The sequence below is a fragment of the Rhizobium sp. SL42 genome (assembly GCF_021729845.1).
In the GTDB taxonomy this organism is placed as follows: Bacteria; Pseudomonadota; Alphaproteobacteria; order Rhizobiales; family Rhizobiaceae; genus Allorhizobium.
The window spans coordinates 116,886-130,327 of the sequence record NZ_CP063397.1 but is presented as its reverse complement, the minus strand read 5'-3'; the positions used below and the strand labels follow the sequence as shown (position 1 = coordinate 130,327).

Sequence of the window (13,442 nt, the reverse complement as noted above, 5' to 3'; positions counted from 1 at the left end):
CAGGGACAGGCTGCAGCGTCTTTAGCATCATAGCTGGGAAGTCGGTCGCTTATTTAGAAGGTCTCTCAGTAACTCGGCTGTCCGATTTGCCCCGTCCAGTTGCAAAACAGGCACATCCGGCAGATCGACCTGCCCAAGTGCCCTCTCTATCGCGGAAACCATCGTGTCGCCGCAGAGCATGTTTTCCGGCAAGACGACCGCGAGGCCCATGCGGTCCAGTCTCTCGGCGCGCGCGGTTTGTTCGGTTTCTCCGCCGGATGCGAACGGAACCAGCACCGATCTGCATCCCGCCTGCTGAATGTCGCAGACCGTGTTATAGCCGGCCTGGGAGATTGACAGTCTCGCCGTGGTCAGCAGGCTGCGGAAATCGGTGCGGAAACGCGCCAGCTGCACATGGCCAGGCGCTTTGGCGGAAAACCGGTCGAAATCCGACTGCGGCAGATTCGGGCCGGTGATGATGCACCAGCGTCCAAGGTCGGTCAGTTCTATCGATGCATCCAGCGCCGCCTCGATCACGCCGGCGCCGACTGCGCCTCCACCAGCCGATACGACGATGTCGAACCGTTCATGCGGCGGGGCGGGCGGACGTCCGGTGACCAGCCCGGTATAGGCGACCCGGTCCGCAATGGAGCGAGCCAGCGGGAATGTATCCTGCAGCCTGACGAAGTCCGGATCACCATGCACCAGGACATGGTCGAAGTGGCGGCGGACCAGGTCAACGGTTTCCTCGTCACGGCCCGGTTTCGCACGTTCCTGGAGGATATCACGCAGCGATGTCAGCAAAAGCGGACGCGGCTGTGTCGCCTCGATGGCGTCGATCAACGGCAGAAGTTCAAAACGCACCTGCCGACGGCCGAAGGGAAAGGCTTCGAGGATGACGATGTCTGGCCGTTTGTCACGATAGGTTGCGAGCAATAGCTCGCGCCGTTGCGCCTTGAAGGTATCATCGACCGGATTTCCATCGGCATCGACCAGTTGCGAAAATCCGCCGTCGCCGACAGCAATCGGCGGCAGGGTGACGTGGTCCATGCCGCCTGCCGGAAATCCCGCAACAGACATTCCGCCGGTCACCAGGGTCACCTCGAAGTCGTTCTCGGCAAGCGCCTGGACGATGTGACTTGCTCTTGCAAGGTGACCGATGCCCAGCAAGTGCTGAACGTAGTAGAGGACGCGGGGCCGAGATCCTATCGCTGCAGCGTCCGTCATTTCGACGTCTGCCATTCGCTTTCGAACAGCGCCTTCAACTGTCCGACGCTGGAATGATAGTCGAAACTGCCGCGTACCTTTGTTTCGGCGGCCTTGCCAAGGCGGTTGCGAAGCTCGGGATCGCGGATCGCCCGTTCCAGTGCTGCGGCGAGAGCCTGCGGATCTTCCGATCGAACCAGCAGGCCGTTTTCATCGTCCTTGAACAATTCGGGAATGCCGGAAATGTCAGTGGCGATGCAGGTCAGCCGCTGGCTCGCCGCCTCGACCAGAACATTGGGAAGACCGTCACGGTCGCCATCGCTGGTGATCCTGCAGGCCAGCGCGAAGATATCGGCTGTGCGGTAGGCCTGTAGGACATCCTTCTGATCGACGGCGCCCAGCCAAGTGATCTTGTCCTCGATGCCCAGTTCATGGGCCAGCTTCTTCAACTTGGGACGCTCGCCACCGTCGCCGGCATGAACGAAACGCCAGTGCAGGTCCGGTGGCAGGAGGGCAAATGCCTTCAGCAGGACATCATAGCCCTTTTTCTCGACCGCGCGGCCGACACTGATGATCGTAACGGGATCTTCGCTGCTTGTGCCATCGCGTGGCGGGCGAAGCCCGTCGAAATGCGGAAAACGGTTCAGGTCAAGCCCGTGATAACTCAGATGGATGTGGCTGACGTCTTCGGGGCCGAGCTGCTGCAGATGCTCGTAGCCGGTTCTTGTGCAGGTCACGGCCCATCGCGCACTTGCGAGCTTATCGGAGAGTTCCCAGTCCTTCGAAGTCCAGATATCCTTGGCATGGGCGGACACGGTCCAGGGAATGCCGGTGATCTGGCTGGCATACGCGGCGACCGATGCCGGCGTGTGGATGAAGTGGGCGTGCAGCCAGCCGGCGTCCTTCGGCCATTCGTTCACCAGCACTGCCGCCTGTCCGAAGCGGCGGAAGCGATTGCGGGTGTAGTCACGAGCCAGATCCGAACGGAACTGCGCAAATGCCTTGCGGAAACCCGGCAGCTTGCGGATTGCAAACAAGGCACGCAGCACCCGGATCGGCTCCTGATGCAAATATTCCGGTAGGTAGTGGACCGGTGCCCGGATTTCATCGTGAACGGCGTGTCGCTTCTTGTCGGTGGGGTGGCGCAACGCGACGAGGACCAGTTCAAGACCGGCCTTTTCAAGACCCAGCAATTCCTGGGCGATGAAGGTTTCCGACAGCCGCGGATATCCCTTCAGCAGCACGACGATTTTACGGGAATGCGGCAAACCTAGTGGGCCTCTTCTGCGATGGCTGGAATCAGTTCGCGCTGGGCCAGTTCACTGCCGACCATGCGGGCGATATTGCTCAGGCCTTCAAGACGCAGGCCTGCGCTGTTGCTTGACGGTGGCAAGCGATTTGGAAGTGCCTTCAACGCGGCCGCCAAGCGCTTCGGATCGCGGGATTCCTCCGGCCTGAGCATGTCGATCAGGCCGAGTTCGGCGGCGCGTGTGGCGCGGATCAACTGCTCCTCGCGCGGCATCACGCGCGGGATGATCAACGCCGGCTTGTCGAAGGAGAGAATTTCGCAATAGGTGTTGTAGCCGCCCATCGCCACGACTGCCTTGGAACTGGCGATCAGCTCTTCCATCCTGGTGTCGAATTCGATCACCTCGATATACGGAATGGCTGCCCCTTTCTTCGCAAACATGGTGCGTTGTTCGGCCGGCATATAGGGACCCAGCACGATCAAGGCCTTGTGGGTCAGCGTCGGGTCCTGCTGATAGGCCTGGATCACGTCTTCGACCAGATCGGCGCCATCGCCACCGCCACCGGTGGTGACAAGGATATAGTCGCCGTCCGGCTGATGCAGCGAGCGATCCTGATGGGGCGCGCTCCTCTGCAGGAAGCCGACGAAATTCATCTTGGCACGGACGGGTGCCGGGACATCGAGGCCAATCAGGGGATCGTAAAAGTCCGGCGGGCCATAGACCCAGATGTCGTCATAGAAGCGTTCGATCTTCTGCATGACATCCTTGCGCTTCCACTCCGCCTCCAGCAGATGCGGCGCATCCATCACTTCGCGCAGGCCCAGGATCAGCTTGGTTCCACGTCCCTTGAGATAGGCCAGGGTTTCCTCGACCTCACCGCCGAGGCCCATGGGCTCCTTGTCGATGATGAAGATGTCGGGTTTGAATGTTTCCGCGGTATGGCGAATGATCGACCGCCGCATGTTGAGCGTGTCTTCCAGATCGATATGGCGCTCAAGCGATGTGTATTCGCCATTGCGCAGCTTGATGACGCTTGGAATCTTGACGAAATCGACACGTGCCCGGTAGTCGAACGCACCGGCAATCGTTGCACCCGATATGATCAGCACGTTGAGGCCGCGGTATTCCTCCACCAGCGCATGGGCAATGGTCCGGCACCTGCGAAGGTGCCCGAGACCAAAGGTGTCGTGGCTGTACATGAGGATGCGGCCTTGCTCAAAACTGCGCGTCATGAGCGAAGTCCCTCGGCTCCACTGGAAGCCGCAAGAGTGCTGGGAGGATTCCTGCGCATCGAAATTCCGTTTCACTTATAGGGATCGGCCGCATCGCGTAGACCGTCACCAAGAAAATTGAAAGCCAAAATAACCAGGATGACAGGCACCACAGGGAACAATAGCCAGGGATAAAGTGCAATAATGTTGACGCTGCGCGCCTCGGTCAGGAGGATGCCCCAGCTGGTGATAGGCGGACGCAGGCCGATGCCGAGGAAGCTCAGTGCGGTCTCGCCAAGGATCATGCCGGGAATGGTCAGGGTGGCGCTGGCGATCAGGTGCGACATGAAGCCGGGCACGAGATGGCGGCGGATGATACGGGCACTGCCCGCACCCATCACCTGAGCAGCCAGCACATAGTCTTCCTCGCGAAGCGCGAGCAGTTTCGAGCGGACCGCGCGTGCAAGTCCGGTCCAGTCCAGCATGCCGAGAATGACGGTGATGCCGATATAGACGAGGATCGGGCTCCAGGTCACCGGGATGATCGCCGCCAGCGCCATCCATAGCGGGATGCTCGGGATCGACTGCAGGACCTCGATGACGCGCTGGACCAGAAGGTCGAAGATGCCGCCGTGATAGCCGGCAAGCCCGCCGATGACGATGCCGAGGACAAAGCTCATCATGACGCCCAAAATGCCGATCGTCAGCGATATGCGCGCGCCATAGATGATACGCGACAGCATGTCGTGGCCCAGACGGTCGGTGCCAAGCAGGAAGAGCTGGCCGCCTTCGGCCGGGCAGACCAGATGCAGGTTGGCGTCCACCAGGTTCCAGAACCGATAGCCATCGCCGCGGCAGAAGAAGCGCAGCCTCTGAATATCGTCGGTATTATCGGTATACACCCTCTTCAGCGTGTCCATGTCCAGCGTCATGCGCTGGCCATAGACGAAGGGTCCGACAAAGTTGCCCTGGTGCATGAAGCGCACGGTCTGCGGCGGTGTGTGGATGAAGTCGATATTCTTGGTATGCAGGTTGTAAGGCGCCAGGAATTCGCTGAACAGAATACTGACATAGACCAGGACGAGAAAGATCCCGGAATACAGCGCCATCTTGTGGCGGCGGAACTGCCACCACATCAGCTGGAACTGTGATGCCTTGGCGATGTGCTTGAGTTCCTCGACCTTGCGCTCTGCGGCATAGGGATCGAAGGCGGCGCTCGAGACGTAGTGTCCCATCGGTGCGCCGGGTTCGGGAAGCGGTGTGTTCATTTCTGGCTCCCTCCGCCCAGACGAATGCGCGGATCGAGTATCGCAAGCGCGATGTCAGACACCAGCACGCCGACAACGGTCAGAAAGGCAAGGAACATCAGGAACGAACCGGCGAGATACATGTCCTGGCTTTGCAAGGCCTTGATCAGCATCGGACCCGTCGTTTCAAGCGACAGGACGATTGCGGTGACTTCTGCGCCGGAAATGATCGCCGGAAGGATCGAGCCGATATCGGATATGAAGAAATTGAGCGCCATGCGCAGGGGATATTTGAGGAGGACCCGCAACGGGTGCAGGCCCTTCGCCCTTGCCGTCACGACATATTGCTTGTGCAGTTCATCAAGAAGATTGGCGCGGAGGCGGCGGACCATGCCGGCCGTGCCGGCCGTGCCGATGATGATCACCGGGATCCAGATATGCGACAGGATCGAGCGGAACTTTTCCCAGCTCATCGCCGCATTGAGAAACTCGCGGTCCATCAGATGGCCGATCGAAACGCCGAACCAGATATTGGCGAAATACATCATCACCAGGGCGAGCATGAAGTTCGGCACCGCAATGCCGATCAGGCCCAGGAAGGTCAGGCCATAGTCGCCCCAGCTATACTGGTGAGTGGCCGAATAGATGCCGATCGGGAAGGCCAGCAGCCAGGTGAAGATGATCGTCACGAACGATACCAGCACGGTGAGCCACAATCGATCGCCGACGACATCCGAGACGGGCAGGCGATATTCGAAGGAATAGCCGAAGTCACCGACCAGCATCCCGCCTATCCAGTGGACATAGCGCAGAACAGGCGGTTGGTCGAAGCCGTAGCGGGCGCGCAATTCCTCGATCTCTGCCATGTCCGCCGCCTCGCCCATGGCGCGCAACTCGGAAACATAGCTCTCGAAATAGTCGCCGGGCGGCAGTTCGATGATCGTGAAAACCAGCATGGAAATCAGGACCAGTGTCGGTACCATCACGGCGATGCGCCATAGGATATATCGCAGCATGATCACACGTCTCTATCGTACCAAAAGGTGTCCGGCATATAGACACCGAGATAACTGGTCGGATCGAAGCCGAACAGCGCCTTGTCGGGAAGGTTGCGCAGCCGCCTCGACCTTGCAATCGGCTGCAGGCCACCATTGACGGTGCCGATACTGAAAACCTGTTGCGTATAGTGGGACAGCATCTCACCCCAGATTTTCGTCCGCGCCTCGGCCGTCGTCGTCTGGCGCCAGGCCCTGAGCCTGTCGACCATATACTGGACTTCGGGCATGTCGGGAGCCTTGCCCTTTGTCTCGGCTGAAGCAAAGTACATGCCCCAGAGCGGCCATTGCAACTGGTCGTCTGAGCTCGGTGCCAGGCCGCTGGGTGACATTTCCGAGGTTGGCACACCGTTGTCGAGGCCTTGCCAGACCGACATCATGATCTGACCGCCAATCGCGCGGCTGCGGAAGATGTCGCGTTGCGACGTGCGAATGAAAAGCGAGAGCCCGACCGTGTGGAAATGGTCGGTAATGAGTTCCAGCACATCGGTTTCCAGCGTGCTTTCGCCTGCGCTTTCAATGATGATATGCGCGGGTCGTCCGTCTGGCAGGATCCGGTTTCCAGCACCGTCGCGGCGATCGAGCCCGGCTTCGTCGAGCAGCCTGTTGGCCTGTTCGGGGTCGTGCGACGACCATGCCGCTGCGTATTCAGGCTTGAAAAGCGGGCTTTCCGGCAAGATCGTATCGGCGCTGGGCTGCGCCAATCCATAGAAAATCGCTTTGTTGATCTCGTTGCGGTCAATCGCCAGCGACATTGCCCGGCGTACGCGCACGTCGCGAAACACCTGCCTCCAGCCATCGTCGACGCAGTTCAGGTTCGGCAGCAGCGAGACCATCGACCCCTGCGTTCGCTTCCACAGGGACACCTTCAGCGGATAGATCTTTTCCGCTTCCTTCAGAAGCGTGTAGTCGGAAAAATCGAGGCCGACGAATTGCAGTTCACTTTCGCCGGTCGCTGTCTTTGCCGCGATGATATCCGGCGAGCTGACATTCAGGATGAGCCGGTCGAGATAGGGCAATTGGCGGCCATCTTCGTCGACCCGATGGAAATAGGGATTGCGCTCGAAAATGAACTGCTCGGCCGGCGGCGCAATCGTTGGATGCCACGGCTCCAGGGTCGGCAGATCCGGATTTTCCGGGCGTTGCTGGCGCGACATCTTGATGTGCAGGAGCCGCCAGTCATCGACGCGGTGGCGTCGGACCAGTTCGTCCAGGGCCTTGGGGTCCTGGTATGTGGCGTGGAACTGCCGGAGATACGCGGAGGGAAGCGCCAGCGCGACCGGAATCGGGGACGCCAGTTTCGGCAGGAAGTCCGGGATCGGACTTTCCCATGTGTAGCGGATGGTCAGAGGATCGATGACCTCGAAACGTGGTGGCTTACCATCGACCAGCAGATCAACCGGTGGGCCGCCCTTGTGGATTTCCCGGTTGAGAATGACATCTTCCCAGCAATAGCGGAAATCTTCGGCAGTAAACGGATCACCGTTCGACCACTTGTGCCCTTCGCGCAAGCGGAATTCGAAGATGCGCTCTTCTTCGACCGTGAAGGATTGGAGAATGTCGGCCTGCAGCTGGAGATGCTCGTCATATCCGACGAGACGGGAATACCCGTTGATCGGAATCAGCCGCACGTCTCGCTGGCCGCCGATCAACATGCGGGCCGCGCCACCATGCGCGCCCGGTACGCGACCCATGGAATGCAGGTCGACGACGCGAGGCTGTTTCGGCAGGCGCTCGGCAACGGCTGGAAGTCGCCCGGCCTCGACGGCGGCGGTCAGGTATTCGGACTGGCTGTAGGCCGCGCGGGCCACGCCCGGCAGAATTGCGGAAGCCAGCATACCGAGGGCGGTTCGGCGCGTGATCACAGAGCCAGTTCCCGTATGTCCACATTCTTGCGGGCGAGGACGAAATGACCACCGCCAAGATCTGCCGGCGCCATGACATCTCCTTCATCGCCGTCGCAGAATGCTTTTGCCCAAGTGCTGCGCGACACGGAACTGGTCTTGCCAGCCGTGGCGAAGTTCAGAGGGCGATCAAGATCGGGGAAGGCGACTGCATCCAGCAACGCCTTCGTATAGGGGTGGACAGGTGCGGTCATGATCACTTCCCGAGGTGCAAGTTCGACGATGCGGCCGGCCCACATGACGGCGACCCGATCCGCCATGTAGTCGACGACGGCTAGGTTGTGGGAAATGAACAGGTATGTCAGGCCGAGGTCCTTCTGCAAGTCTTTCAGCAGGTTGAGGATCTGTGCCTGGACAGAGACATCGAGCGCAGAAACCGGTTCGTCGCAAATGATGAGGCTCGGCCCAAGAGCCAATGCCCGCGCAATGCCAATTCTCTGTCGCTGGCCCCCGGAGAAGCTGTGCGGGTAGCGGTTCAGGGACGCTTCGTCGAGCCCGATCGCCTTGATCAGCGCCTTGACCGCCATCTTGCGCTTGGCAACGTCGCCATGGCCGTGAATGTCGAGCGGTTCGCTGAGAATGTCACCGATCGTCATGCGCGGCGACAGCGAGGACAGCGGGTCCTGGAAGACCATCTGGATCTTGGTGCGCAGGGTGCGCAATTGCGATCCCTTGGCGTTCAGCACATCGATCGGGCCGTCGCCATCGTCGAAGATGACGGAGCCGGTATCGGGTTCGACAGCGCGCATGAGGATCTTGCTGACGGTGGTCTTGCCGCAGCCGCTTTCGCCGACCAGCCCCAGACATTCGCCTCTTCTGATGTCAAAGCCGACACCATCGACCGCAGGTGGGGTCTTCGGCTTTTCGCGGGCAAAGCCGGGAAGCTTCCAGTTGTCCTTGCGGGTCTCGAATGTCTTGCTGAGATTGTCGACCTTGAGAATGATGTCGGGGCCCGAGCGGGCCTGGAATGCCTTGCCGAGCAGGTTTTGCTGATTGACATGGATTTCCCGCAAGGGCTTGAGCCGGTCGCCCCGCTTCATGCCGAAATGGGGAATGGCCGCCATCAGGCCTTTCAAATACGGATGTTCGGGGCGGCGGAAGATCGTGTCGACAGGCCCGGCTTCCATGATCTCGCCCTGATAGATGACGACGACTTCGTCGGCGATATTGGCCACAACACCGAGATCGTGGGTCACAAGAAGGATGGCCATGTCCATTTCGGCCTGGAGATCGCGCAGAAGTTTCAGGATCTGGGCCTGGATGGTCACGTCGAGCGCGGTCGTCGGTTCGTCGGCAATCAAAAGCGCAGGGCCGCAGATCAGCGCCATTGCGATCATCGCCCGCTGACGCATGCCACCCGACAGCTCGAAGGAATACATGTCGAAGACCTTGCGCGGATCGGTGAAGCCGACGCGCGAAAGCATGTGCTCGCAGCGCTCGCGCACCTCCGCGCCCTTGAGGCCACTGTGGATATGAAGCGCTTCGCCGATCTGGTTGCCAATGGTGTGCAATGGCGAGAAGGAGGTCATCGGCTCCTGGAAGATCATGCCCATGCGGCCTCCGCGGATCGAGCGGATCTTCTGGCCATCATGGGGAAGGGGAAGGATATCGATCTGGCCACTGTCCGACAGGGAGTCGTCAAACAGGATCTTGCCCGATACGGTTGCCGTCGGCGCCTGAAGTCCCATGACGGTCTGGCTGATGACGGATTTGCCGGAGCCCGATTCCCCGACCAGCGCAGTCACCTTGCCCGGCAGTACCCGCAGGTTCGCATTTCTGACAGCGGTAATGCTTGCGCCCATGATCGAAAACGATACGTGCAGGTTTTCAATTCGCAACAGGTCCTTTGATGGGCGCATTTCGCTTGGACTCATATTTGCCTTCTCGCCCCTTGGATGCTTCTGCATTCCGCTTATAATGTTGCTTGATGAAGAGATTAGCGTGTGCTTCGTTTCTGTCCATGCCTTTCTTTTGTGCCACTTTTGTCCTTCGGGGCAAAGTGCGCAGGACGGGCGCCCAAGGTACCGCGCACCGATCACGGCCGATATCTTGAGGATTGCAACATGCCAGCCAAGCAAAGACTGAACGCTGTCCTGGAAAAGGCAGCGACGCTTCGTGACGCCGGGGCGTTCGACGCGGCGCGGGAACTGCTCGATGCGCTGACGTCGGATCCGGATCATGCCGCGATGGGACCGAAGACGTCGCTTGGCCTGCCACGGCGCCTGCATTCGGCGATGCTGAAACTTGCCAAGGCCGAGGGCGATGCGATCAAGCGTATCGGCTATCAGTTCCATCTGGTGCCGGCCCCCGAGCTTCTGGCGGCTCATGCGCGTTTCAGCACCGCAGAACGGCGCGAATTCGCCGAGGCCAACCGGCAGGCAATCCCGCCGATCATTCATCAGATCTGGATCGGTCCGAACGCGCTGCCGCCGTCCACGGCTGCCTGGGAAAAACACGCGGCGCAGCATGGCTACGGCTATTGTCTCTGGCGGGAGCAGGAACTCGAGGCCGCCGGAATTGCCGACAATCCGGCCTACCGGACGATGCTGCGAGACGGCGACTATCCGGGGGCGGTGGACGTGGCACGCTATATCCTGTTGGAGCAGGAGGGGGGCATCTATCTAGATTGCGACTGGTATCCGGCGCGATCCGATATCAGTTTCCACGACCTGTTGCCGATGACGGGATTGACGGCGATGCCGGAAGATATCCCCCGCAATACCGGGCGCGGCAGCGTGTTGCTGGCGAATTCCTTCATCGCAACGCCACCGCATCACCCGGCCCTGGTTCGACTGAACACGGTACTGTCGTCGATCGTCGAAAGTATGCACGGTGCGCCGGCCTGGTGGTCTACCGGACCATTGATCTTCACGTTGATCGGTCGCGGCGGTTCGATCGCGCTGGCCGATTCCGGTTTTGTCGCGGCCAACCTGAAAAGGGGCGCTGCATTCGAGGACGTCGAGGCTGCCTGCCGGGCGGCCGAAGCGGAGGATGGCGGCCTGCTTCTGGCGTGGAAATCCTGGTGACGGTTGCGCCCTGATGGTCGCAACGCCTGCGCTCGGCTCGAAAAGCGATGAAATCTGTGGCATGGTCGCCGCCCAGCCGAGAAAGCGATTCCATGCCGCAGAATGAAAGTCATACCGTTGCCCTGTTTGAAAACGAGGGAATGGACAGTCCCGTTTCGGTTCTGAAGCGGGTCTATGGCTATCCTGCTTTTCGGGGCAAGCAGGCTGCGGTTGTCGATCGGGTGGTATCGGGCGGCGATGCCGTCGTGCTGTTTCCCACCGGTGCCGGCAAATCGTTGTGTTTCCAGATACCGGCTCTCTGCCGCAGCGGGCTCGGCGTGGTGGTCTCGCCGTTGATCGCGCTGATGCGCGACCAGGTCGAGGCGCTGAAGCAGCTGGGCGTGCGGGCCGCAGCGCTGAATTCGTCGTTGTCGCGGGAGGAATTCGGCGACGTGCGCCGGGCGATCGCCCGAGGCGAACTCGACCTGCTCTATGTCACTCCGGAGCGTATCGTGACGGCGGCCTTCAAGGAAACGATCGGCAACGCCAAGATCGCGTTGTTTGCGATCGACGAGGCACATTGCGTATCGCAGTGGGGCCATGATTTCCGGCCGGAATATCGCGAACTCGGACGGTTGGCGGAAGATTATCCGGGCGTGCCGCGCATGGCGCTGACCGCGACGGCCGATCCGCATACCCGCGATGACATCATCGACAAGCTTCAGCTTCAATCGGCGGAAGTCTTCACCACATCCTTCGACAGGCCGAACATTGCCTACGAAATCGTTGAGCGTGACCAGCCACGCCAGCAGCTGCTCCGGTTTCTCGGGCGCCACAAGGGTTCGAGCGGGATCGTCTATTGCCTGTCGCGCGCCAAGGTCGAGGACACGGCAGAATGGCTGAACGCGCAGGGCATCCATGCGCTTGGCTATCACGCTGGTATGGATCGCGCGGTTCGTGACGCCAATCAGGATGCCTTCCTGAAGGAGGAGGATCTTTGCCTGGTCGCGACCGTTGCCTTTGGTATGGGCATCGACAAGCCCAACGTGCGCTATGTCGCGCATCTCGATCTGCCGGGTTCCGTCGAGGCGTATTACCAGGAAACCGGCCGCGCTGGTCGTGACGGGCTGCCGTCGGATGTGTGGATGGCTTACGGCATGGCCGATGTCATCCAGCGCGGGCGGATGATCGACGAGGGTTCGTCCGGCAATGACATCAAGCGGGTCGAACGCGCCAAGCTCAATGCATTGCTCGCCATCTGCGAGACTGCCGGCTGCCGGCGCCAGGCGATCCTCAAGCATTTCGGTGAAGCCCATGGCGGCCAATGCGGCAATTGTGACACCTGCCTCAAGCCGGTCGAGACCTGGGACGGAACCGAGGCTGCGATCAAGGCGCTGGCGGCGATCTACCGCACCGGCGAGCGCTTCGGTACGGGGCATCTGATCGACGTCCTGCTCGGCAACGAGAACGAAAAGACCAGCCGTTTCGGCCATGTCGACATGCCGGTCTTCGGTGCCGGCAAGGAGCTTGCGTCGAAGACCTGGCAATCGGTCTATCGCCAGCTTCTGGCCGCTGGCCTCGTCAGTGTCGACCATTCGGCCTTCGGCGCGTTGAAGCTGGAACCCGAGGCCCGGTCAGTCTTCAAGCGCGAGCGCGAGGTGCATTTCCGCAAGGATCGCCCGACGACCGGCAAGGCGTCGCGATCGACCTCCGTCAGTTCGGCCAATGCCAAGGCGGGGCTGGAAGGTGCGGATATGGAACTTTTCCAGGCGCTGAGGGCAAAGCGCATGGAGATCGCCAAGGATCTCGGCGTCCCGCCTTATGTCGTTTTCCCCGATACGACACTGGTTGCATTCGCCACCGAGCGGCCGTCGGATGAAGACGAGATGCTCGATATTTCCGGTGTCGGGCAATCGAAGCTGGAGCGCTATGGCGAGGCGTTTCTCGATGTCATCCTCGCGCATTCCCGCTAACTGGGTCGATTATCGGAGAAAGCGTCGCACGGATTGCCGTGTCAGCCCGCCGGCTGGTATTCGGCATCCGTGACATGCTCCAGCCAGTCCACCGATTTCCCATCCAACGCTTCATGAATAGCGATATGCGTCATCGCGACATTGGGCGAGGCGCCATGCCAATGTTTTTCTCCGGGGGCGAACCAGACGATGTCGCCGGGGCGAATTTCCTCGATCGGGGCGCCTTCGCGCTGGGCAAGGCCGATGCCCGAGACCACGATCAAGGTCTGGCCGAGCGGGTGGGTATGCCATGCCGTGCGGGCGCCCGGCTCGAAGGTGACAGTGGCCGTGCCCACCCGTGCCGGGTTCTCGGTCTGGGTGCGGGCATCAATGCGGACCGTTCCGGTAAAATATTCGGCCGGGCCTTTTGCCGAGGCGATGGAGCCTGCCTTGGTAATCTTCATGTCATTTTCTCCTGTCGTCGCCGTTCGGCACAGTGGATCTGGGAACCATAGAGCCGTCGGCTGCGATGCGCATCATCAATTGCCGAATGCGGTGGTTGCGAGTTGCTTCGTCGGCAAAAGCGCCTAGCATCATACGGACATTTCAAGACCGTTTGCCAAGATAGGCCGC

Annotated in this window: 10 protein-coding genes; 2 read left to right on the top strand and 8 right to left on the bottom strand. The window is 60.5% G+C overall.

Going from position 1 to position 13,442, the window contains the following annotated elements; translation table 11 throughout:
• Window positions 1-27: 27 nt before the first annotated feature.
• The 7 genes from IM739_RS00550 to IM739_RS00520 all read right to left on the bottom strand — a co-directional run bounded on the left by IM739_RS00550 (window position 28) and on the right by IM739_RS00520 (window position 9,711).
• Entirely contained in the window at window positions 28-1,206 is a 1,179-nt protein-coding gene (locus tag IM739_RS00550) for a glycosyltransferase family protein (protein WP_442981111.1), read from the bottom strand.
• A complete protein-coding gene (locus tag IM739_RS00545) occupies window positions 1,203-2,453 on the bottom strand; it encodes a glycosyltransferase family 4 protein (protein ID WP_237369349.1) in 1,251 nt (416 codons plus the stop codon). Before IM739_RS00545 ends, IM739_RS00550 begins: the two co-directional genes overlap by 4 nt.
• Window positions 2,454-2,455: 2 nt before the next feature.
• Entirely contained in the window at window positions 2,456-3,667 is a 1,212-nt protein-coding gene (locus IM739_RS00540; RefSeq protein WP_237369348.1) for a glycosyltransferase family protein, read from the bottom strand.
• 71 nt (window positions 3,668-3,738) lie between these two features.
• The gene (locus IM739_RS00535) at window positions 3,739-4,914 is read right to left on the bottom strand and encodes an ABC transporter permease (protein WP_237369347.1); all 1,176 of its coding nucleotides are present in this window, start codon (window positions 4,912-4,914) and stop codon (window positions 3,739-3,741) included.
• Window positions 4,911-5,909: an ABC transporter permease gene (locus IM739_RS00530; RefSeq protein ID WP_237369346.1), complete on the bottom strand. Its 999-nt coding sequence runs from the start codon at window positions 5,907-5,909 to the stop codon at window positions 4,911-4,913. The genes IM739_RS00535 and IM739_RS00530 overlap by 4 nt, the downstream gene beginning before the upstream one ends.
• Before the next feature lie 2 nt (window positions 5,910-5,911).
• On the bottom strand, window positions 5,912-7,813 hold the full coding sequence (locus tag IM739_RS00525; RefSeq protein ID WP_237369345.1) for an ABC transporter substrate-binding protein: 1,902 nt from the start codon (window positions 7,811-7,813) through the stop codon (window positions 5,912-5,914).
• Window positions 7,810-9,711 carry an ABC transporter ATP-binding protein gene (locus tag IM739_RS00520; protein ID WP_237369344.1) on the bottom strand — a complete coding sequence of 634 codons (1,902 nt, stop codon included), beginning with the start codon at window positions 9,709-9,711 and terminating at the stop codon, window positions 7,810-7,812. Before IM739_RS00520 ends, IM739_RS00525 begins: the two co-directional genes overlap by 4 nt.
• Window positions 9,712-9,915: 204 nt before the next feature.
• Here IM739_RS00520 and IM739_RS00515 point away from each other — a divergent pair, with 204 nt between their 5' ends.
• Window positions 9,916-10,878: a glycosyltransferase family 32 protein gene (locus IM739_RS00515; RefSeq protein WP_237369343.1), complete on the top strand. Its 963-nt coding sequence runs from the start codon at window positions 9,916-9,918 to the stop codon at window positions 10,876-10,878.
• A gap of 92 nt (window positions 10,879-10,970) precedes the next feature.
• Window positions 10,971-12,830: a DNA helicase RecQ gene (recQ, locus tag IM739_RS00510; protein ID WP_237369342.1), complete on the top strand. Its 1,860-nt coding sequence runs from the start codon at window positions 10,971-10,973 to the stop codon at window positions 12,828-12,830.
• Between the two features lie 41 nt (window positions 12,831-12,871).
• Here the strand turns inward: recQ and IM739_RS00505 are convergent, their stop codons facing one another.
• Window positions 12,872-13,273 (bottom strand): (R)-mandelonitrile lyase, encoded by a 402-nt coding sequence (locus tag IM739_RS00505; RefSeq protein WP_237369341.1) that lies wholly within the window; start codon window positions 13,271-13,273, stop codon window positions 12,872-12,874.
• Between the last annotated feature and the right edge of the window lie 169 nt (window positions 13,274-13,442).

Bases quoted from the DNA above. Each gene is read 5' to 3' on its own strand.
- IM739_RS00550 (WP_442981111.1), bottom strand. From the start codon at position 1,206: ATGACGGACGCTGCAGCGATAGGATCTCGGCCCCGCGTCCTCTACTAC.
- IM739_RS00540 (WP_237369348.1), bottom strand. From the start codon at position 3,667: ATGACGCGCAGTTTTGAGCAAGGCCGCATCCTCATGTACAGCCACGAC.
- IM739_RS00535 (WP_237369347.1), bottom strand. From the start codon at position 4,914: ATGAACACACCGCTTCCCGAACCCGGCGCACCGATGGGACACTACGTC.
- IM739_RS00530 (WP_237369346.1), bottom strand. From the start codon at position 5,909: ATGCTGCGATATATCCTATGGCGCATCGCCGTGATGGTACCGACACTG.
- IM739_RS00520 (WP_237369344.1), bottom strand. From the start codon at position 9,711: ATGCGCCCATCAAAGGACCTGTTGCGAATTGAAAACCTGCACGTATCG.
- IM739_RS00515 (WP_237369343.1), top strand. From the start codon at position 9,916: ATGCCAGCCAAGCAAAGACTGAACGCTGTCCTGGAAAAGGCAGCGACG.
- recQ (WP_237369342.1), top strand. From the start codon at position 10,971: ATGCCGCAGAATGAAAGTCATACCGTTGCCCTGTTTGAAAACGAGGGA.
- IM739_RS00505 (WP_237369341.1), bottom strand. From the start codon at position 13,273: ATGAAGATTACCAAGGCAGGCTCCATCGCCTCGGCAAAAGGCCCGGCC.